Source organism: Nitrobacter sp. TKz-YC02, assembly GCF_049852135.1.
Classification (GTDB): Bacteria; Pseudomonadota; Alphaproteobacteria; order Rhizobiales; family Xanthobacteraceae; genus Nitrobacter; species Nitrobacter vulgaris.
In genome coordinates this window covers 3,632,929-3,652,552 of the sequence record NZ_CP180728.1, presented here as the reverse complement: position 1 = coordinate 3,652,552, position 19,624 = coordinate 3,632,929, and the positions used below count along the sequence as shown (strand labels likewise).

19 protein-coding genes and 3 pseudogenes are annotated in these 19,624 nt (G+C 57.5%); 12 read left to right on the top strand and 10 right to left on the bottom strand.

Annotated features, from left to right (window positions below; genetic code table 11):
• The first annotated feature begins 39 nt into the window (after positions 1-39).
• Positions 40-3,117, top strand: a complete 3,078-nt coding sequence (locus ACM561_RS17560) for an HsdM family class I SAM-dependent methyltransferase (RefSeq protein WP_425906766.1) — start codon at positions 40-42, stop codon at positions 3,115-3,117.
• 17 nt (positions 3,118-3,134) lie between these two features.
• Positions 3,135-3,899 (top strand): hypothetical protein, encoded by a 765-nt coding sequence (locus tag ACM561_RS17555; RefSeq protein ID WP_425906764.1) that lies wholly within the window; start codon positions 3,135-3,137, stop codon positions 3,897-3,899.
• Positions 3,900-4,121: 222 nt separating this feature from the next.
• On the opposite strand, the gene ACM561_RS17550 is transcribed toward ACM561_RS17555, so the two are convergent.
• The 4 genes from ACM561_RS17550 to ACM561_RS17535 form a co-directional block, all read right to left on the bottom strand.
• Positions 4,122-4,394, bottom strand: a complete 273-nt coding sequence (locus tag ACM561_RS17550) for a hypothetical protein (RefSeq protein ID WP_425906763.1) — start codon at positions 4,392-4,394, stop codon at positions 4,122-4,124.
• 77 nt (positions 4,395-4,471) lie between these two features.
• A protein-coding gene (locus ACM561_RS17545; RefSeq protein WP_425905403.1) for an IS3 family transposase occupies positions 4,472-5,574 on the bottom strand; the annotation gives its coding sequence in 2 pieces (ribosomal slippage) (positions 4,472-5,313 and positions 5,313-5,574; 1,104 coding nt in all).
• Positions 5,575-5,619: 45 nt separating this feature from the next.
• Positions 5,620-6,552: a restriction endonuclease gene (locus ACM561_RS17540; RefSeq protein WP_425906761.1), complete on the bottom strand. Its 933-nt coding sequence runs from the start codon at positions 6,550-6,552 to the stop codon at positions 5,620-5,622.
• A 79-nt stretch (positions 6,553-6,631) separates the two neighbouring features.
• Positions 6,632-8,095, bottom strand: a complete 1,464-nt coding sequence (locus ACM561_RS17535) for an RES family NAD+ phosphorylase (RefSeq protein WP_425906759.1) — start codon at positions 8,093-8,095, stop codon at positions 6,632-6,634.
• A 174-nt stretch (positions 8,096-8,269) separates the two neighbouring features.
• Between ACM561_RS17535 and ACM561_RS17530 the strand changes: the two genes are divergently transcribed.
• From ACM561_RS17530 to ACM561_RS17510, 5 genes and pseudogenes are all read left to right on the top strand, one after another.
• Complete coding sequence (locus tag ACM561_RS17530; protein WP_425906757.1) at positions 8,270-8,512, top strand: hypothetical protein; 243 nt, start codon at positions 8,270-8,272, stop codon at positions 8,510-8,512.
• Between the two features lie 629 nt (positions 8,513-9,141).
• Positions 9,142-9,357, top strand: a pseudogene (locus ACM561_RS17525) (IS21 family transposase); the annotation flags it as partial.
• A gap of 396 nt (positions 9,358-9,753) precedes the next feature.
• Positions 9,754-9,996, top strand: a complete 243-nt coding sequence (locus tag ACM561_RS17520; RefSeq protein WP_425906755.1) for a hypothetical protein — start codon at positions 9,754-9,756, stop codon at positions 9,994-9,996.
• 20 nt (positions 9,997-10,016) lie between these two features.
• Positions 10,017-10,277, top strand: coding sequence for a hypothetical protein (locus ACM561_RS17515; protein WP_309776039.1), 261 nt, complete (start codon positions 10,017-10,019; stop codon positions 10,275-10,277).
• 233 nt (positions 10,278-10,510) lie between these two features.
• Positions 10,511-10,843, top strand: a complete 333-nt coding sequence (locus ACM561_RS17510) for a hypothetical protein (RefSeq protein WP_425906753.1) — start codon at positions 10,511-10,513, stop codon at positions 10,841-10,843.
• A gap of 789 nt (positions 10,844-11,632) precedes the next feature.
• On the opposite strand, the gene ACM561_RS17505 is transcribed toward ACM561_RS17510, so the two are convergent.
• A complete protein-coding gene (locus ACM561_RS17505) occupies positions 11,633-11,830 on the bottom strand; it encodes a hypothetical protein (RefSeq protein WP_425906752.1) in 198 nt (65 codons plus the stop codon).
• Positions 11,831-11,955: 125 nt separating this feature from the next.
• On the opposite strand from ACM561_RS17505, the gene ACM561_RS17500 reads away from it, so the two are divergent.
• Complete coding sequence (locus ACM561_RS17500; RefSeq protein ID WP_425906750.1) at positions 11,956-12,672, top strand: DUF488 family protein; 717 nt, start codon at positions 11,956-11,958, stop codon at positions 12,670-12,672.
• Positions 12,673-12,926: 254 nt separating this feature from the next.
• Here the strand turns inward: ACM561_RS17500 and ACM561_RS17495 are convergent.
• The 3 genes and pseudogenes from ACM561_RS17495 to ACM561_RS17485 form a co-directional block, all read right to left on the bottom strand.
• Positions 12,927-13,005 (bottom strand): annotated as a pseudogene (locus tag ACM561_RS17495) (cold-shock protein); the annotation flags it as partial.
• 57 nt (positions 13,006-13,062) lie between these two features.
• Positions 13,063-13,284 (bottom strand): annotated as a pseudogene (locus tag ACM561_RS17490) (DUF3597 domain-containing protein); the annotation flags it as partial.
• Positions 13,285-13,446: 162 nt separating this feature from the next.
• A complete protein-coding gene (locus ACM561_RS17485) occupies positions 13,447-13,812 on the bottom strand; it encodes a hypothetical protein (RefSeq protein ID WP_425906748.1) in 366 nt (121 codons plus the stop codon).
• A gap of 37 nt (positions 13,813-13,849) precedes the next feature.
• Between ACM561_RS17485 and ACM561_RS17480 the strand changes: the two genes are divergently transcribed.
• The 4 genes from ACM561_RS17480 to ACM561_RS17465 all read left to right on the top strand — a co-directional run bounded on the left by ACM561_RS17480 (position 13,850) and on the right by ACM561_RS17465 (position 16,903).
• On the top strand, positions 13,850-14,128 hold the full coding sequence (locus ACM561_RS17480) for a metal/formaldehyde-sensitive transcriptional repressor (RefSeq protein ID WP_425906747.1): 279 nt from the start codon (positions 13,850-13,852) through the stop codon (positions 14,126-14,128).
• Between the two features lie 12 nt (positions 14,129-14,140).
• Positions 14,141-15,268 (top strand): nickel/cobalt efflux transporter, encoded by a 1,128-nt coding sequence (locus ACM561_RS17475; RefSeq protein WP_425905656.1) that lies wholly within the window; start codon positions 14,141-14,143, stop codon positions 15,266-15,268.
• 755 nt (positions 15,269-16,023) lie between these two features.
• Entirely contained in the window at positions 16,024-16,581 is a 558-nt protein-coding gene (locus tag ACM561_RS17470) for a cytochrome P460 family protein (RefSeq protein ID WP_425906745.1), read from the top strand.
• Between the two features lie 103 nt (positions 16,582-16,684).
• The gene (locus ACM561_RS17465; RefSeq protein WP_425909815.1) at positions 16,685-16,903 is read left to right on the top strand and encodes an integrase core domain-containing protein; all 219 of its coding nucleotides are present in this window, start codon (positions 16,685-16,687) and stop codon (positions 16,901-16,903) included.
• A gap of 594 nt (positions 16,904-17,497) precedes the next feature.
• Here the strand turns inward: ACM561_RS17465 and ACM561_RS17460 are convergent.
• Both ACM561_RS17460 and ACM561_RS17455 read right to left on the bottom strand, forming a co-directional pair.
• Positions 17,498-17,953, bottom strand: coding sequence for a thermonuclease family protein (locus ACM561_RS17460; RefSeq protein WP_425909814.1), 456 nt, complete (start codon positions 17,951-17,953; stop codon positions 17,498-17,500).
• A gap of 243 nt (positions 17,954-18,196) precedes the next feature.
• Positions 18,197-19,186, bottom strand: coding sequence for a M23 family metallopeptidase (locus ACM561_RS17455; RefSeq protein ID WP_425906743.1), 990 nt, complete (start codon positions 19,184-19,186; stop codon positions 18,197-18,199).
• Between the last annotated feature and the right edge of the window lie 438 nt (positions 19,187-19,624).

The following is a 19,624-nucleotide window of genomic DNA, read 5'->3' as shown; positions in this document are numbered from 1 at the left end:
ATCGACTGCTAGGCCCCCAGAGCGTGTTAGGAGGTCGCGATGCCTGCTAGCTCCGCCGATCCCGACTCCCAGATTCAGCTGCTGCTTAGCTGCTTGGGATACTCAGTTGCAGCTGGTTGGGTCCCTGCGGCCGATTTCGGCGCGTTGACAACGCATCGCTTCCCCATGCATCAAGCCCGGCAAGAGATGTCGGTGATCGGTGCATTTTGTCTCAGACGTCGGGCCGGTCTGTCTGATATGATCGCGACGCCGCTGGTCTATGTTGCGCAGGCCGCTGACGCCAGTGCTGCGCAAGAAATTCATCGAAAAGTATGGAGTCAGGGGCTTGCTCCATTTTTGCTAGTGGCGACGCCCTCCGGCGTGGCGCTGTGCCCCGGGTTCTCATATTCGCAGCAGGATTGGAGCCGTCTAGTCCATTGGCACACGTGGTCGGCGATCGAAGACTTGCTTGGTGACGGAGCACAGCCGGGCGCGCTGGACGATGTCGTTACAGAACTATGGGACCTCCGTGCCATCCGCCTGAGGACGTCCTTGTTTTGGCGCGATCATGTAATCGATGTTGATGGGCGGGTTGATCAACGGCTTCTTGCCAACCTTGATGCTCTCAGTGGCGTATTGATCCGTGGGGCAGGCGTTTCACGGACGCTTTCGCCGGCGGCAGCCAACGGGCTGATTGGTCGTTTCCTCTACGTCTACTTTCTGGCCGATCGCGGAATTATCGATCAGCAATGGGTGGTCAGCCGCGACCACGCTGCCATCAATCTTGGTGACCAAAATAGCGATTGGTCGGCCGCCGCAACGTGGGCCTTCTTCGACGACCTAGATTCGATTTTCAACGGGAGCATCTTTCCGCTTGGGCGCAAAGAGCGTGCCGAAATTGACAAAAGCCATATCAATCTCGTTCGCTGTGTGATGAAACATGGCGCGCAGCCCGATCACTCGGGCGCGATCCAGCTCAGTTTCCTCGACTTCTATTTCGGGGCACTGCGAACCGAGACATTGTCCTCTGTCTATGAACAGTTCTTGGAAAACATTCGGACAGGCGAACGCCGACGTGTCGGAGCTTTTTACACGCCACCCTTCTTAGTCGACTTTATGTTGGATCGGATCGAGGAGGAGCGTCCGCTTCAGGACGGTGTCACCACACTCGATCCAGCGGCAGGTTCTGGCGTCTTTCTCGTCGGCGTCTACAGGCGCATCGTTGAACGTGAGCGCGCCTCGCATCAAACTCAAAATATGGACCTCGACACCCTTCGAGGAATGTTGACACGTAATATCTACGGCATCGAACGCAATCAGGATGCCTGCCACGTTGCCGCGTTCAGCCTCTATCTGACGCTGCTGGACTATGCCGATCCGCGTGACCTAACCCGCGTCGCGGCCGGAATGGCGCCCGAGAAGTTATTTCCGGAACTAGTCGGCAAGAACATCTACGATGCGGACTTCTTTGCCGATCGCTCCGAATTCAAGGGACTGCCGGCGCAAGTCGAATGTGTTGTCGGTAATCCGCCGTGGCAGACTCTCGATAAGCTAGGATCGGAAGATGCTGACGCGTGGCGGAGTAATCACCACGCAGACGCTCCCATCGGAAAAAATCAGGCCGCGGAGCTCTTCGCTTGGAAAGCCCTTCGTGAGCATCTCGTAGATGGTGGGGTTCTCGGATTTCTCTTGCCCGCAAAATCGTTCATCAATCCAACTTCGTGGACCTTCCGACGCGAGCTCGCGAGTGAGTTCACCGTGATAGGCGCTGCGAATTTCGCGCACCTGCGGTACCGCCTGTTTGCCAGCGCACGCCAAGCAGTGGTGGCGGCATTCGTGCGCAAACGTGCTCCCGCTCCAAGCGAACGGCTTTGGACTTATTCTCCGCTTTCCGTCGTCCAACCCATGGCCCGCAAAGCGTGGCCTTGGACAATTCTGCTCGATCGCGCGGAAGTGCAGAAATTTCACCATGATTATGTCGCGCGCGATCCCCGCGGTTGGTTCGAGGCGTTTATGTTGCGCCCAGTCGATCGGCAAATTCATCAATTTTTGGACGATTCCGCTGCAACAGGTCGAATTGCTCGATTGGAGACACTCTGCGATGCCGTGGGCGCGGCCATAAGGCGAGGGGGCAATCCGAGTGAAACAGGAGTCGACCGAGCGTTCCTCATTGACGCTCCGGACGATCCGGTTTCAGCGACAGAGCTGTTGCGCGATCACAGCGGCGACCTGTTCGCGCTCGACGGCAACCGACACGACCTTGTCCTTCCCGCCACTCAGCTGGCAAAAGTAACCAAGTCCTATCAGCACCGCTTTGGCGGAAATGTGCTGCTTGTTCCGCGAAATTTCAGCAACATTCGCTTCGTCAAGCATCCCATTGGATACACCTCCAGCACGCTAGGCGTGTTCTACGACAAGCCAGCAAGGCGTGTTACCGCTCGAGAGAAGCAGCTACAAAAAGCACTCGGCATCTACCTCCGGTCGCCGGCAGCCCTCTATCTTGTTGCGACGATTGGTCGGCGCTGGTTGATGGATCGCCGGAACATCGAGCCAAGCGACCTGGCAGCGTTTCCGGTGCCATTTACCAGCTTGAATGACCCGCGCATCGACGAGATCCTTGCAAAGAGGGAGTCGGAGCTCGATTCATATGTGCTGAAGTCGCTTAGGATCGATGGCGATTTCGAAGGCGCCATTCACGAGTTCCTTCAATTCCGTATGGGATTCCAGGATGGCGATGTCCCAGAACAGGCATTGTCCAAGCCACTCAGCAGGTCGATCCGCAAATACGAGAGTGTTCTGAAGCGTAACTTAGACGGTTCGATTGGTCGTAACGGCGCGTTCATAGTGGCGAGCCATATCAATCTAGAGGCCGGCGTAGGAGCGGTTGCGGCGCATTTTCGCGAATCCTCCAAGCGAACAAGCACAACGGAAATGTCCGCCGACCTCTGCCAAGCGGCACTTGCACGTTATCTGAAATCATCATCGAACAGCTTTTCTGACAGCCTCGCAGCCGAATACGATAATCAAACCTCCAGTGTGACGTTCATCAAGCCGCTGGAGTTCTTCCGTTGGACCGTTGACAGTGCATTCGCTGACAGTCGTCAGATGATGGCTATCTTCCTCGCGGGACGCTCATGACGGGTGCACCGGGGTGGGTGGAACTCAAGGAGCTCTTTCAGCAGCATGGCTTCACGCCGGTCAAGGCGGAGTTGTGGTCGGAGTTCATCGAACAGGTACTTGGAATTTTGCGGGCAGCCGCAGAGGAATTGCGGCAATCCGAAAATTGGGATGCCTTCAAGAAGAAGAGAGGTGCGCTGGGCGCACCTCGCGCCCGAAAACGAAGCAAAGTTATCGAGCGTGTCCCGATCGAGGATGCGATCACCTCAGAACTAGGTCATTACATTCGTCATATACGGCGGTCACTGCCACCAGGTCACTTTCTGCGCTTGAACGAAGTCGAGTTTCACGTCGAAGATCTGGTGCAAAGCGACGCCCGCGCCGGGCGGCACTCGCGGAAAGTTGATTTTTTTATCTACGCTGCCAGCGGCGTCGATGAGCCTGAATTCGCTATCGAAGCCAAGCCGATCGTTTCCCAGGCAGACATCGCCGCACGTTATCTTGCGGCGGATGGAATCGGCTGTTTCCTGACGACAGATTCCCCGTATACACGGCGCCCGCTCGGGGGCATGTTAGCTTACACAATAAACGCTGGGGGACGCACTTGGCGTGCTGAAGTGCGCGCCGCGGTTAGCGCCTATACACCCCCCGTGATAGCCTTGGCCGATGTAATGGTTCGAGGCGAGTTGGAACCCATGGCTTATTCCCGCCACGACAGGACGGCCTTGAGTCTGGACCCAATTCTGATCTTGCATCTTGAGATGATTTTTCATCCCGATAGCGAAGAGAAAAACGCGGAATAGACTCGCTCCGGATTCGAGTTCCGATACCTGCTGCGCGGGTTGCCGTCTCATTCGCGTTAATCCTGCCGATCGCTCAATCGTGGCGCTTGCAGAATACGTGACATCCGGCATCCGGATCGTCCTCTGGTAATATCCATACGCTTCCCCAGCCTGCCCGTTTACATCGAATCTACCTCTCGAAAGGTCAGAGGTTACAGGATTCGTCCCGAAAGCTGCGCCCGATTAATCCGCACGGTTGAAATGAGCGGGACGCCCGTCCCAGGGAGAATACAACTTCGATCCGTCCCAATAGGATACCGTTCCATCCAGAAACCGACGTCGAGCGCGCCAGACTAAATCGGGCCGTTGCATAGCAAGAGCGGTGTCGTTCAATACCGGAACTTCATGGCCGGCCTGTTCGTAACCGTCGTGAGAAACGATCTGACTCGGCAGAGCCATCAAGAGAGCTGCGTGTTTTGTCTCCTTGATAACCAGCGCAAAGCTGTTGAGCACCATGTTGTATCCGAAGTGAGCGTGAACAACACGGTGATCCAGAGATCGGGATGGAGCTGCCCCGTTTTGTGGTCCAGATGTCAGGCAATTTCTCGAGCTGTTTGAGTTTGTCGTGCGAACTCGTTCGGCGTCAAGTTGCCGAGCGAGGTGTGGGGCCGATCATTGTTGTAGTGGCACCTCCATTCCTCGATCCGTTCGATAGCGTCGGCCATCGACAGGAACCATGAGGCATTCAGGCACTCCGCCCGGACGCGACCGTTGAAGGCCTCGCAAAACGCATTGTCCGTTGGCTTTCCGGGTCTCGAGAAGTCGATCTCGACGCCATTGTGATAGGCCCACTGGTCGAGCATCTTGCCGGCGAACTCGGGGCCATTGTCGCAGCGAATGGTCTTTGGCTTGCCGCGCTCCCTTGCCAGCCGCTCAAGAACCTCGACGACCTGGAAGGCCCTGAAGTTCGTTCTCGGAACGATCGCAAGTGATTCTCGGGTGTGGCAATCGACAACGGTCAAAAGTCGGAACGGGCGACCGTTGAACAACGCATCCGACATGAAGTCCATCGCCCAGCAGTGGTTCACGGCGGCGATCTTCGGCCGATCGGAACGATAGCGCCAGGCCCGTTTGCGCTTCGGCGTTTTTGTCCTGATCGACAGGCCTTCTTCGCGATACAGCCGGTAAGTGCGTTTGTGGTTCAAGCGATAGCCCTCGCGCAGCAGCAGGACGTGGAGACGCCGATAACCGTAACGCACCCGGCTGGCTGCCAGGTCCTTCAGCCGAATGCGCAGCTCGGTTTGCGGATCGCCGCGCGACTTGTAGCGTTGTGAAGAGCGATGAAAGCCGGTCGCTTTGCAGGCCCGTCGTTCGCCAATATCGTAGACCTTCTGCAGATGGAATACGACCTCACGTCGGACGGCGGGCCTCACCATTTTTTTCGCAGGACGTCCTGCAACATCGCCTTGTCCAGCGTCAGATCCGCCACCACACGCTTCAGCTTCGCGTTCTCGTCCTCAAGCTGCTTCAGCCGCCGGATCTCGCTCACGCCCATGCCGGCATAGACTTTCTTCCATCGATAAAATGTCGGCTCCGAGACCCCCATCTTCCGGCAGATCTCCTCGATCGTCGTCCCGCTCTCTGCCTGCCTCAACGCAAAGGCAATCTGTTCCTCCGAAAACCGCTTCCGTTTCATGGCATCCGCCCTCCGTGGGGTTCAGAATGCCCGAAAAAATTGCCTTCAACATGGACCAGCTTCCTGGGTCAGGATCAGGGATACGTCGTCGATGATACGACCCACATGAGCCTTCGATACCAGGGCCGATTTGTCGGTAACGATTCCGGCCGATGCTGTCTCGCACCACTTGGCGACATCGTCTGAAGTCGCCAGTGTCATTGATCCAGAAGTTCTCGCCGCGAACCGCTTGGCGACCGGTTCGTATGCAGATGTCGTTACGAAGATGCTCTTTTGCGCACCATCGACAGTAGCAGCGCCGTGCAGCGCTTGTACGGCCTCGAGCCTGATCTTGCGATGCGGCGCATATTTCTTTGCCTGCACTAAGGTCATTACATCGCCGATCGGATCGCGCTGCAGCAGTCGGACGTCCACGCCGCCATCACCTCGGCCCGATCCTAACTCGGATTGGAACCCCTGGTTCTGAAAAATGCGATGGAGTAGAGTCTCATATTCCCGCCACGAAAGGCGATGAAGGTCGTCTGGCCGTCGAGCGAAATGAGCATACATCTCCTCATAGACGTCATCGCAGTCTGGTTGAATAAGTTTGCAGATCCACTGCCATTGAAAATACGAATCGAATGCTGAGGAGAGGGCAGCGTCCAGCGCATAGAAAGCGATAGTGGTTCCGTCTCGGTTCTCCCACTCAAAACCCAGGCCATCGACTAGGGCATGAAATTCGTCATGCGACCCGTCATCATACGTGCCATTAAATACGTTGTGCAACGGGCCTTCGAACCACATCAACGACACGGCAGCCGGAGATCTCGGTTCGCCATCGACATGTTCGTCATAGGTCTTAAAGCCACAATCGAACCATAGATCTTTTGTGCGCGCCCATTTTTCAATAGTCGCTTGCAATGTCGCGATCGCCGCGGTGAGTTCTTGATCGCTATACGCCCGTATCGGCGCGTCACTCTCAGCGAATAGTGTTGGCATAGTTGAACGTATACCTCCCGAGGGTGGCCTTCAGTTTCCTAAAATTATCTATACATCGCCGCGCACGCGTTCTACCTCGCTAAAAATCCGGCTCGCGCTTCTCCCAGCGGTGACGCTTGACCTCATATTCCACGGTCTTGAATTTCACCGCCTCAACGATGTGGACCCTAAGGGATTCCAGATCGATCTTGAGGGTGACCGGGCGCCCATCCGGGTCCGGCGATTCCCAGGGGGCCTCAAAATCCATTGGGATATGCGCGAACCCCTTCGGCGGCGGCGGTGGCGTCTCTATTGCCGGCGGCACGCGCTCAATCACCGTGTAGTCTTGCTCCCAACCTTCTCGTTCCATCCATCCGAGGCGTGCGGTGACCTCCGTCCCCTTTGGCAGCGCAACTTCTTCCACCCGCGCGGCTGTGTGAAACAGAGCGACGTTCAACGCCTCGCCGGCAACCTGGACGGATGGAAAAATGATTCCATCGACAGGCGTTGCTGTCTCCGTTGCGAGAAAATCCGCGATCGCCTGCGTCGGCAGATATTCGAACACCTCGTCGTCAGGCATCACAGGCATTGTAATCCGCTGGCCGAGGTTTCTCAGAAACATCGTGCGTTCAAGTCGATCATTGAGGCTCGGGTCGAAGATGCTGCCGTGCGTGCTGACATCGCTTAGCGCCGTCAGGTCGAGAAGGCGGACTGGCCGAATAATCTCAAAGCGCGCGACCGCGACCTGACTGCCGACCGGCGGTCGTACCTCGGCGAGCGCAACGTCTGGATCATTGGCGCCGTAGAAGATGGAGATTCCGCGAGCATTCATCCGGCCGGCACTGGCGTGAACTGATGGCGGCGATCCAAGATCCTTGTTTGGCCGAGTGAGAGCTACCTCGAGCTTGTCGTCGGACTGGAACGCTCGGGCGCGGTACACGGCGGCGAGGGAGGTGTTTGGTCCAGCATTGACGATCATCGATCGTCCGTCGCGTGTCTGCATCGCATCGATGCCGTCGAACACAGAGGCGAGAAGACGGGCGCCAGTGCGGCTGAAGAAGCGCGCTTCCGTCTTGAGCGAACGCTCAAACTCCTGCCATTCGGCCTGCAAACGGGCGTCGTTCGTTCCCTTCTCTTTGTAATGACATTCCGACGAAAATTCGGTTTCCTCGCCCATCGCAGCGGAATCAAAGTCGGAAAACTGCTCTTCGAGAATGCTCTGGATGTCCTGGGCAGCCCTCCCGGGAATATCTGCAGCATTCATGATTGCATCGACAGTTTCCTCGCCGGCGCGCTCCCACTCGTAGCTCGACTCCTTGTCGGATAGTATGGCCGATTGCATGTAGTTCGGCTCGTTGGCCGTTCGGGTGTAGTGCTGGTCGAAGACGAATTCGATGCGCCCAGCCATATCGCCGATGCTGTAACAACGGGCTGTTCTCTTGCAGTAAGAGCACTTCACCTTTTTTCCTGTCGTGCTGATTTCCTCGCGGAGAAAGGCTTCTCCCACACAATGGAAGCATAGCTTCCGTCGCTTGAGTTGCTCGATTTCGTCATCGGTGAGCATTTGAACACGTCGCTTTCTTTTTGGCGGCGATAACAGCGACTACGTCTATCGGAAGCACGGTCTGGCGTCTCCCTCTGGACCGAGCTGTCGGCTGCGCTGAAGCCCCGCGCTTCGGGTCTTCACCCCTTCGGGGCTTCCATCCCATGACGCTGGAACGCAACGGCTTGCGCGCCGATGCCGCTGATTCCGACGGCATCCAACAACATCCAGGGCAATGAGCTGCGCGACAGCCCGGTCAACCGAGACAACGATTATCACACTGTTATAAGATGGCACCGGGGCGGGCTTCCGATCGTATTGGCGCTGGAAATCGCGACGCCGCTGCGGCCGACCAACGGTGCCGTTGGAAATTCGCCGGCTGATCCGCGAGATGAGCCTCGCCAACCCGTTGTGGGGTGCGCCGAGAATCCATGGTGAGCTTCTCAAGCTTGGTATCGAGATCGGCCAGACCAGCGTCGCCACGTATATGGCGCGGAGGAGGGCCCCTCCGTCACAAGGATGGCAGGCGTTCCTTCGTAACCATGCTGACGGTATCGCGGCGATGGACCTTTTCGTGGTTCCGACAATCTCGTTCCGACTGCATTATGGGTTGCTGATCATGGGCCACGGCCGGCGGCAGATCCTGTGGTTTGGGGTGACCGCGCATCCGACGGCCGAATGGATTGCCAATCAACTGACGGAGGCGTGTGGCTGGGAGCAGGCCCCTCGTTACCTGATCCGGGACCGCGATGGAGCTTATGGCGAGATATTTATCCGCCGCGTTCGATCCATCGGCATTCGAGATCGTCCGACGTCTCCTCGCTTACCGTGGCAAAATGCGTATGCTGAACGGCTGATCGGATCGATCCGCAGGGGTGGTAGCCGGCGAACGCCATCTGCGCCACGTGCTGCTCTCGTACATGAGCTACTACAACGGCACGCGCACCCATTTGTCATTGAACAAGGACGCGCCGATATCACGTGCCGTCGAGACAGCCGGACGCATTCTCTGTCGACCGATCCTGGGCGGACTGCACCATCATTATGTTCGGATTTAATTTGCGGTAGGCACAGGTGCCGTGCGGCGTTACGCCAGGCGCTGGAGCAAGGAGCGCGGACAATCGACCGCGGCGGCCTATGTTCCGTTAAGCTTTGCGCCGGGAGAAGCTTACCAGTTCGACTGGAGCCACGAGATCGTTCTCCTCAACGGCGTGACGGTACTCGTGAAGGTCGCTCATGTCCGGCTGTGTCACAGCCGCATGTTGTTCGTACGGGCTTATCCGAACACTGGCCCGTGTTGCCATAGAGAGTGAGGACACCGCCGTCATGAAGCGCGATTTAGAGATGATCCTGACGATCGTGGGTAAGGCTTTGCCGAGCGGGCCAGAAAACCCCTCCGAAGCGAACTTCGGAGCATAATTCTAAGCGGCCGGCCCCGAGACCCGAACTAGAAAACCCGCCGGAGCGGGGTCGAGTTTGCAGGCAAGCGTGCCGGCGGAAAAGCAAATGGCCCGAAGCATTGCCCGGGCCTTCCATATGGCAGACCATTCATATTTATCGCGCGGATCTACTTTTGCCGGGCCGTGCACGGCGCAAATCCCGCGCGACCGATCCTTGCCAGGAACAACTCCCGATTACTGAAGTTATATGCGTCCCGCATTCGTGTCCTGAGCAACCCAATGAGCAGCTTCTCGATCGATCAAGCTAGACAGGCATCTCTCGCTTGTTCCCTTACGCATCTCGCCAATCAACAGCACAATCTGGAGCTTGAAATGGTCGCTATCCAACAGATGAGGCTTAAACTCCGCGAAGCGTTCAATGCAGTTCCGCAAAAGAAGGTGGTTGGCACGATCAGAGGGTTGGAGTTCACAGTTTCGAGTGAGGAACAAACCCAAAGCAAACCGCGTTTGGTTCTCCGTTGAACAATCGAGGAACCGCACCTATGAAGAAATTTGCCATGACCGCGCTCATCGCATTGGCAACCACGTCGGCGCTGGCGCAAACGGCGACGGTTCGTGAGGAATACTACGTGGTGCGCGATCCGGCGACCAAGCGGTGCACCATCGTGGACCAGAAGCCAACCGTTACGACGAGCATCGTCGACCACGGCATCTTCGGTACCCGGACCGAAGCCGAGGCCGGCATGAAGACCATGGAAGTCTGCGAGACGGACGAGCCGGTGAACGACCACGACGACGATTGAGCTGCATCCATTTTGAGCCCTGCCGGTTCTCTCGCCGGCGGGGCTTTTTCATGCGCTCATTCCGTGGCGAAGCTTCAGAATGTCGAAGCGATCAACTGAGCCGGCAACGCAGCTGCGCCACAATACGAAAGGTGAACCAACTGTAACGAAGGAACAGCAGTTCTTTCGGAACGCGTCCGAAGCACGTCGGTTGGTCTTACATCCCGCGGAAAACAGAATGAAAGGAGCTCTCGATGAGCTACGATCCTGAAACGCGTCCCAGTGTGGGCAAAGACGTATACCAGGACCCGCACGGTCGCCATCCACCGCCCGCTCCCGATAATATGCGGCCGTCCAGCAACTCGGCTCCCGCCGGTGGGCCAAATCCGGATCCTGGATATCCGGACCAAATGACCATAAACCAAAAAAATCCCGACCAACGACAGAACAGAGGCGAGAGGCCGCGAGTTCAGCAACAGCAGAATGAAGACATCCGAAAGGCCGAAATCAGGAAGGCCGTAAAGGAAGATAATCCGGACAACAAATCGCAGGGTCAGGAAAAAGTTGGTTACAGCGGCGGCACTTAATAGCGTCGTGCAGTCCCATCCACCTTACAGAAGGCCGCCCAATGGGCGGCCTTTTTCTCATAAGAAAACCCCGCCAGAGCGGGGTTTAGTTTACGCGATTACCGAAGAAGCCGCTGCTGCCGATCCTTTCGATCAGCATCAAACCTCATCTCGCTATGTTCAGCGGGATTTTTGTGCACACAGTTTGGTCTGACTGGGGTCATCTCCCGCAGGCATTATCCGCCCCGGACGGGTGATCAGTCCGTCCGGAGCTCGACCCAAGACTTGACCCGCCGGGAAACTGGCGGGTCTTTTTTGTATGCCCCTTGCACGGAACGCCTTCCTCTGCCGCGCATTGATCTACATGGGCGAAAACGTCCCCCACGTTCCTTCGTCCAACCCCTGGAGCCCGTCGGGCGCGCCCCTCGTCGGCGGGTTTTTCCTAACGCGGAACCCCTGCAGCCTCTTCGCATTATAGGACCCGGACGGTTCCTTGGTCCGGGCCGTCTCTTCACTCCACATTAGCCCCCGCCTCCGTGGCGGGGCTTTCTTTGAAACACATCCCCGCCGCCCGCGTTATTCATCCGGACCGGTTGATCGCTTGGTACAGCCGATCCTGGTCCCGAAAGGCCCGCTTCACCCCCGATTCCAGCGGGCCTTTCGCGTGGGTCAAAGTGGGCTGTTCATTTAGGAACATCGCTCTGCCCTGCGTGTTGAACCACTGGAACGGGAGCTCCTGCACCCAATAATCCCGAACCCGAATTGGCCCGCTGTTCCTTCGCCGGTGGGCCTTTTTGGGGCCGAACGCTCTTAATCCGCGCTCAGCAGCCATCGTGAACTCGATCTCGCCGGCGACAGCTCTCGCCAAGTCTTGACCGCGGTCATGTAAGCGGCAGCAGGCCATCGATCGAGGCTCTCGCCGTCCTCCGAACCTGCTCCCCGCAGTTGGGTGAAGGTATCTCGCGTGTAGCCATCATCAGCCTTCGCTTGCCGGCGCCGAGTAGCCATCCGATCGGCCAAATCTTTCGGACTGCGGCAGGCCATCGCGATACTCCACATGCGACGCGGAAAATGTAATGGTCAGTCGGGTAAAATAGGAGTCTTGCGTACGCGCGCTTCGCTGATGTGGGCTCGTGCAGCTGAAACTTCAGACGGCTCCCGGAAGAATTGCCACAAGCAACAGCTCGATCAGCACGACCAGCCCGGACCGTGACGGCGAAGACGCAACTTCTCGCATGCGCGCCGACGCGGCCCCCTTGGTTCGACAGCAACGTCGGCGCAGAAGGCGAGGAACTTTCCTCAGCGGGGCGCGGTTGGCAAGCGTGACGAATCCCGTTTACACCGTTGGACATTCCACCCGAACCATCGACGAGTTTGCCGAGCTCTTGATTGCTGCGGAAATTTGCACATTGGTTGACGTCCGAAGCTTGCCGTCGTCGCGTAGGTTTCCGCATTTCAACCGCGAGCCTCTCTCGGATGCTCTGGAAAGCCTCCAGATCGGATATGTCTATTGCGCCGCGCTGGGCGGCCACCGAGGAAAGAGCAAGATGATTGCTCAAGAGATCAACGCGTTCTGGGAAAATCAAAGCTTTCACAACTACGCCGATTACGCGATGAGCGAGGCCTTCCTAGCCGGCCTGGAACGTATCATTGCAACGAGTCAGCACGAATTGACCGCGATCATGTGTGCGGAAGCCGTTTGGTGGCGATGTCACCGCCGAATTATCGCCGACTACCTCATCTCACGTCAGATTCCGGTGCGGCATATACTCGGACCCGGCAAGATTGTTGAGGCTCAGATGACGCTCTCTGCGGAGCGCCGAGGAGCGGTCATAAGCTACCCTGCGTAGGACCCCGGCGCGATGCTGGTGGTTATGCCGAGAGTTCTCCGTTTGACTCCCCTTCGTTCTTAAGAACGAATCCGACCCCTCGCAAAGCGGCCAACGAGATCCGTTAAAAAATGGTTTGGAAGCGGGAGAGCGCCGCCATCACGTCACCCGAACATGCAAATGGCCCGAAGCATTGCCCGGGCCATCCACATCGCGAGCGAGCGTACATCCGGCTCAGCTCGCCGGGTCAATGATCAACCGACCCGAAGGTTCTTGTCCTTGCCGCCGCTCTCAGGCTCGATGAACCCATAGCCCTTCTGCCCGTTGAACCCACTTCACAGTACCGATCGCCACTTGCCGAACTCCTGTTGGAATGAATAACGATGCGAACCCTCGCCAAGCTGCGCGGGTGAGATCGGGCGGTAATTTGCCGCCGTTAGCCGCCAGCTGTGCCATCATTTGCTTATGAAGCCAAATGTTCATCGTCGCGGAGTCATTCATGTCGCCTGGATAGCCCAGATCCTTCGCCAGTTCCTTGCGAGCGCTCAGGCCAGAATCGACATCAAGTGCCTTCATGAGATCAACGATCGAAGTCCGCCAGGCTAGCTGTTCGCTTTTCTTGGCTACAGCCTTGGCGAAGGCAATACCGCTTCTACCTCAAATGCAGCGGCCGCCGGCAGCAATATTGACGTTGCAGCCATTCTCAACAGACCCCGATCTGTCTTGAGCTCTCGTCGAAATAACGGCTGTTCAGGGCAACAACAGTGACTGCAGGCCAAGTCGCCATCTCTTCATCTAAAGGCGAGGCGACCAGCCACCCCAATATAGCGATCGGCCGCCTACCGTGTAGGCGAGCCCTTTGAAGGGAATAGTGGATTTCCAAGGAAGGCCCCAGACCTCATTGCGCGGTGGCTCCGGCTGTGGCGCGTTCTCATTCAAAAAGAAAGGACTCGCCGGGTCAGCGAAACCCTGAATGCCGGTGTTCTGGACGTGCTCAGGAATGCTGAACAGCTCGGCTTCTACGACCAGTGTGCGCAGTCCACCCCCGGCTTGTTTCTGACGAAACCAAAGATGTTCTGCAATCGCGGAGCCGAAGGTCCCACCGCCTACGATGATGAAGTCGAAAGGGCGTACCAGCCTTGTCGGGATAAAGTCAGTCAATTATAGGGTACCTACCTATATTATAAGGTGCGACGGCATGGCTCATACGATTAAGAACAAATCGAAGCTGCTGGCGCGCGTGCGTCGATTGAAAGGCCAGACGGAAGCGGTCGAGCGCGCTCTGGAAGAGGAGCGTGATTGCGCTGACGTTCTCATGCTCGTCGCCTCGATGCGCGGTGCCATCAACGGCCTGACCGTCGAACTGATGGAAGACCACATCCGCCATCATGTCGTGAACCCCGACAGTGAACAGGACGAGACGCGCGCCAAGGGTGCGGCAGAGCTGATCGAAGTCCTTCGCACCTATCTGAAGTAAGAAAGCTGTCCCGTGACCTCCTTCACCGATCTCCTTGCGCAAGGCACCGCGCACGCGTGGCTGTTCGTCCCGACTGCCATTCTTTTAGGCGCGCTTCACGGGCTCGAACCGGGGCACTCCAAAACAATGATGGCGGCCTTCATCATCGCAATTCGCGGAACCGTCATGCAGGCGGTCCTGCTTGGGCTTGCAGCGACGCTGTCCCACACGGCAGTCGTCTGGGTGATAGCCCTTGGTGGTCAGTATTTCGGCCAACAGTGGGGCGGTGAAGCGAGCGAGCCCTATTTCCAGCTAGCCTCGGCTGCCATCATCATCGGCATTGCCGTCTGGATGGCATGGCGGACCTGGCGGGAACAAAATGCCGAGGAGCACCACCACCACCATAATCACGATGAGGTCCAACACATCACGACGCGGACGGGATTGCTGACGGTCGAGGTTTTTGAAGACGGTGTCCCGCCACGCTGGCGCATTCGCTCCGAGAGGGGCGAATTGCCAGCCGCTAATCAGATTAACCTCGGCACGACCCGCGAAGACAGCACACGACAGGCGTTTGCCTTCGTGGCGAAGGGCGACTTCCTCGAAAGCGTGGATGAAATCCCGGAGCCGCATGCCTTCACCGTTCGGTTGGAGATCGACAATACGGCGGGCACCGAGATCCACGAGATCGCATTCGAGGAGCACGACCACAGCCACATGAATCTCGGCGACGAGGACGATGCGCATGCTCGCGCGCATGCCGCGGATATTCGACGCCGGTTTGACGGGCGTACGGTCACGACCGGGCAGATCATTCTCTTCGGCCTGACGGGCGGCCTGATTCCGTGTCCTGCGGCGATTACCGTGCTGCTTCTGTGTATGCAGCTAAAGCAACTCAGCCTTGGGTTCGTGCTGGTCGTGTGTTTCAGCATTGGGTTAGCGCTGACGATGGTATCGGCCGGCGTTCTCGCGGCGCTCAGCGTCAAGCACGTTTCGAGCCGCTGGTCGGGCTTCAGCAGCTTCGCAAGGCGAGCGCCTTATGCTTCAGCCGTCCTGATCGTGTTTGTCGGCCTCTACACCGGCTGGCTTGGCTGGCAGGGTATGCAACACACCGCACCCCTGCAAACATCTGCGCAAGGAGTTTTGCCTCAGAAGTCGTGATCGCTGGATCAGCTCCGTCGAGGCTTCCGCGTCGAGCTGAGGTACTACTTCCTATCGCTGATCTTGCAGGAGCAGCACCCGCCCGTCTCAATCCGCATCTCCACCTTCATCGGAGCGCGTCGCGAGTTTCCCATTAGGAAATTTAGCGGTCAATGCGTCTCGACCGACGTTCATGTTGTGGCCGACGTGACCAGCGAAAGGTGTCGGGCAAGCTAGCTCCTCCACACCGGAGCCGATCCACCGGCGTTGGTGCTACACCGGACAAATTTACGTCTGTCGACCATAGGCGCAGCACCAGGCGCGACGGCACGGGCGCGGTGGTCATGTCAAGAATCAGTGTGAGCGAAGGCAAGCGTCCACTGGCGAAGCGCGTCAGGACGGGCAAATCGATAGGTGTCGCATTGGCGGTGAGCCAGCCAAGGGCGCTCGCCGATTACCAAGAAGCCGATTCTCGCCAGCCAATCGCGATAGCCAAATTCAGGGAGGACCACTTTTCAGGGAGTAGACCACTGCGGACGCGCCAAAATCGACGCGGATGACCCGAAGCAGAAGGCAGGCTCAAGTTACACACGGAAATTGCTTGATCCAGATCAATCGGTGTCATGTTCGAGAGCCCACCGTACGCCACATGGCGCGGTACGACTTGGAAATCTGTCATGACCCTTGGCTCTGGCGGTTGGCGCCCTCTGCATCCTCGTTCGCAACGTAATATCGCGCATAAGGGGGTTATCGAAACCGACGAGGGAGATGCGACAATGAAGAAAAGCATGCTGATCAGTCTCAGTACTACGGTATCGATCGCCGTTTTGGCGGCGGGTGTCGCGATTTCCTCGCAGGACAAATACACTGTGCAAGTCCCGAATGGCCTCGGGTTTTCTGAGTTTAGGGGATACGAGGACTGGTCAGTGATCGCGATCAGTGAGAGCGGAGGCAAGATTGCTGTGATTGTGGGAAACCCGGTAATGATCAACGCCTATAAGGAAGGCGTGCCCGGCAATGGCAAGCCCTTTCCAGACGGCGCCAAGATGGCCAAAATTCATTGGAAACCGAAAATACAAGAGACGTACCCCGGTCAGCCAACGGTGCCAGGTGCCCAGCAGGACGCCGGCTTCATGGTGAAGGACAGCAAGAGGTTCGCGGACAGCGGCGGATGGGGATGGGCCGAGTTCCTCTACGACGCGGCGTCCGATACGTTTAAGCCCGCCACTGCAACGCATAATCCACCTCAGGGAAACGACGCGAAGTGTGGGTTCGGGTGCCACTCAGTGGTGCAGAACCGGGACTACGTTTTCACGGAGTACGGAAAACGGTGAGTATCCGATAGCGTTAGCGGACGGTCGTAACGACTGCACTGAATAATGGTTGATGTTCGCACAAGGCCTTTTTCAGACCTGACACGATGTTCGGGTTCGGTCCATCGGTATTCGCGATCGCCCGACGCCTCCTCGCTCGCCCTGGCAAAATGCATACGTCGAACGGCTGATCGGATCAATCCGCAGGGAGTGCCTTGATCATATCGTGGTATTCAGCGAACGCCATCTGCGCCACGTGTTGCTCTCGTACATGAGCTACTACAACGGCACGCGCACGCACCTATCGTTGGACAAGGATGCGCCCCTATCGCGCTTGGTTTAGAGAACAGGGCGTGTTCTTCGCCTTCCAATTTTGGGCGGCCTGCATTACCAATATATTCGGATTTGGATTTGCGACAGGCACAGTCAGATACAGGCGGTAGCTCAATTCGGGCGACCGCGGAGCTTCTTGATGGTCTCGCGCAGATCTGCCGCGTATTCTTCGATTATTCGGCGCGCCTCCGCTAACCGAGACAAACGGGGCGGCTCCTCCTGACGCGGACGCGGTTCTTCGGGCGGCTTCATGCGGCGACGGTCGTCAGAAAAACCGAGGGTGGCTGTTGAGCTAAATCAAACGGCACCGTTCAAGTTTGTTTGGACGTACAACTGTGGACGTGTTTGTAGGGACCGAAGCTGGGGTCTCGCGCTACCTCAGCGGCTCGCTTCGTTCGCTGGAAACGTGCCGGCGTCGAGGACCAGGTCGTCGATCCTCTGGCCGCGGATTATCACTGTTCGCGGATAGGGACGCGTGGCCATCGCAAAGCCGTTTATTTATGAATAGACAAGCAATCAGCAATCTACGTGAGCAGCAGACATCACCGTTAGCTTGACATAGATCAATGTTTTCGCGCCCATCCGAGACCATCGAAGGCGCGGCTCATGAAAGTTGCTGCTTGACGCACGCTCGATAGCTCCACGGTACGACATACGATCCGACCCAAACGCCACGGCCTGCGCGCTTGGCTTCCTTCTGAGCGCCAGCATACTTTCCGCTTGAGTACCTGGGCCAATCGAACGCGAGTCCAGCTCGCACGATCCATTCCCCAAGATCATCGCCGCCGACAAAACATACGGCAACAACACGCCGATATCGATCAATGTCCGCGCCCTTGCAGCTAACCGGCCTACCAGCAATAAAGCGAGCTAGCTCGTTCGCAGCCTTCGCGCCGCACCGATATTGTAGGCTATCGCCGCCACGACAGAGCTGATCGGACTCGGGCGCGTCCACGCCTGATAGATGAATGCGCTGCCCGTGAATTTCGAGCGTGTCGCCGTCGATGACGGATGCTTGGCCGGTGATTGTGCTCGCGAGTGCGGGCGATGAAACCAGCATGGCAATCGCTGCGATCAAGAGACGACGCTTAAGTCCTGAGGTCGCTTCGCATGATCTATAGCTTTCCACCTCCCGTCGCGCACCTCGCGCTAGGGCCAAACAGTCGCGCAATGTGTCCGTATAATTGGTCCAACGGGTGCGCCATTTTGTCCCTTGGTGCTGGTGATGGCCGCCAGGGTGCCCCCGCGGTCTTTCCTTGGCAACGGAGCGTAAGTTCACTTGCCGCGCATCGGCTGAACGCCGCTAAAGCTGTAGCTCAAAAGTTTTCTCAATCAGAGACACGCCGCTGCGGTCGACCCGATAAGTTGCCCGATAGATGCCGTGCGGCCATTCGTCTTCGGGGCGTTTTCGTCCGGCCTTCGATGTGTACTGAGCCATATCGTTCGCGAGCGCGGGGGCGGTGTATTGGGCGATGACGCGGCCGTCGGGACCCGTGAGCGTGAGTTTCTGCACGTCACCGGCCTCTAAGCCGATCGCGCGGACATACGCAACAATATCAGAATTGATGCTCGGCGGCGGTCCAATACCATCCTCGGCCTCGATCTCATCCGACGTGATTGCGTGCGAAGCAAATCCAGCATTGAGGACCGCGAATGGCCGGTAGCTCAGCGCGCTCGCCAGGCGCGGTGCCCAAAGCGAAGTCCCACCACCGCATGCATCAGTAGGGACTCCGTAGGAGAACGGATCGACAAGTTTTCCATTTCGACGCAAGCCAAAGTGCAGGTGAGCGAACTCGGTATTACCTGACAGCCCAGCGCGGCCCAGGTCCTGCCCCCGCTTCACCGTGTCTCCTGGTTTAACACGGAGGCTACCCCGCTGCAGATGACAATAGATCGACTCGAATCCATCTGCATGGGCGAGGATCACAGTGTTGCCGCACTCGCGCTCCTTAATTTGCTCATGACCGATTGTCCGCACAGACACGTCTTGCATGCCATCGCGGGTACGCAAGACCTGTCCGTCCGCAGCCGCACGCACTGCAACACCGGCGCGCTCCCATGCCACGCTCGGCAGACGGAAATCTGTGCCGTCGTGCCCATCGTAAGTTGCGTGGCGGCACATGTAATCACGCGCGCCTCTTGATGGATCGTGGTCGACGTAGTTCTGAATGAAGCACGTCTGGCCAATCTCGCACGCGATCGGAAGCTCAAGATCAAGCGACAGGGACGATCCGGCTGAGTTGGCGAACAGGACTGCAACCGCGAGAATCAGCGAATAGCGTTGATGGTCCATGCCGCGACGGCTCGATTTACTTTTTGTGATCCGGTCAGGGCGACTCAAGTCGGCGGATTCGTTCAGTAAGAGTCCCTCGGGGTCAACTCGCTCGCTATTTCAGAATGAAAACGTGGCAGAAGCATAGTGGCAAGACCGACAGATGATTCACGAAATATTGCGCCGGCATTCAGTTATAGCTGAGCCGGACGGCCATTTGCCACCCGTCTGTGGTGAAGGATAACGCGATACAGTTTCCTTCTTGGCTGGATTTCTGGTCCAGGGCGGTTTGTGTGACGCACATTCAGATGGTTGATAGTGTGAACGCCGTCGCGCGCCTAGACGTGCTCGATCTCTCCACCACTACGCCGCCCCAAAAAGACCATTAGGCGCATCATGGGATACGCTGATACGTCAGAGTGACGGATTCAACAATGTCCGTCATCAAAACATTTGGCG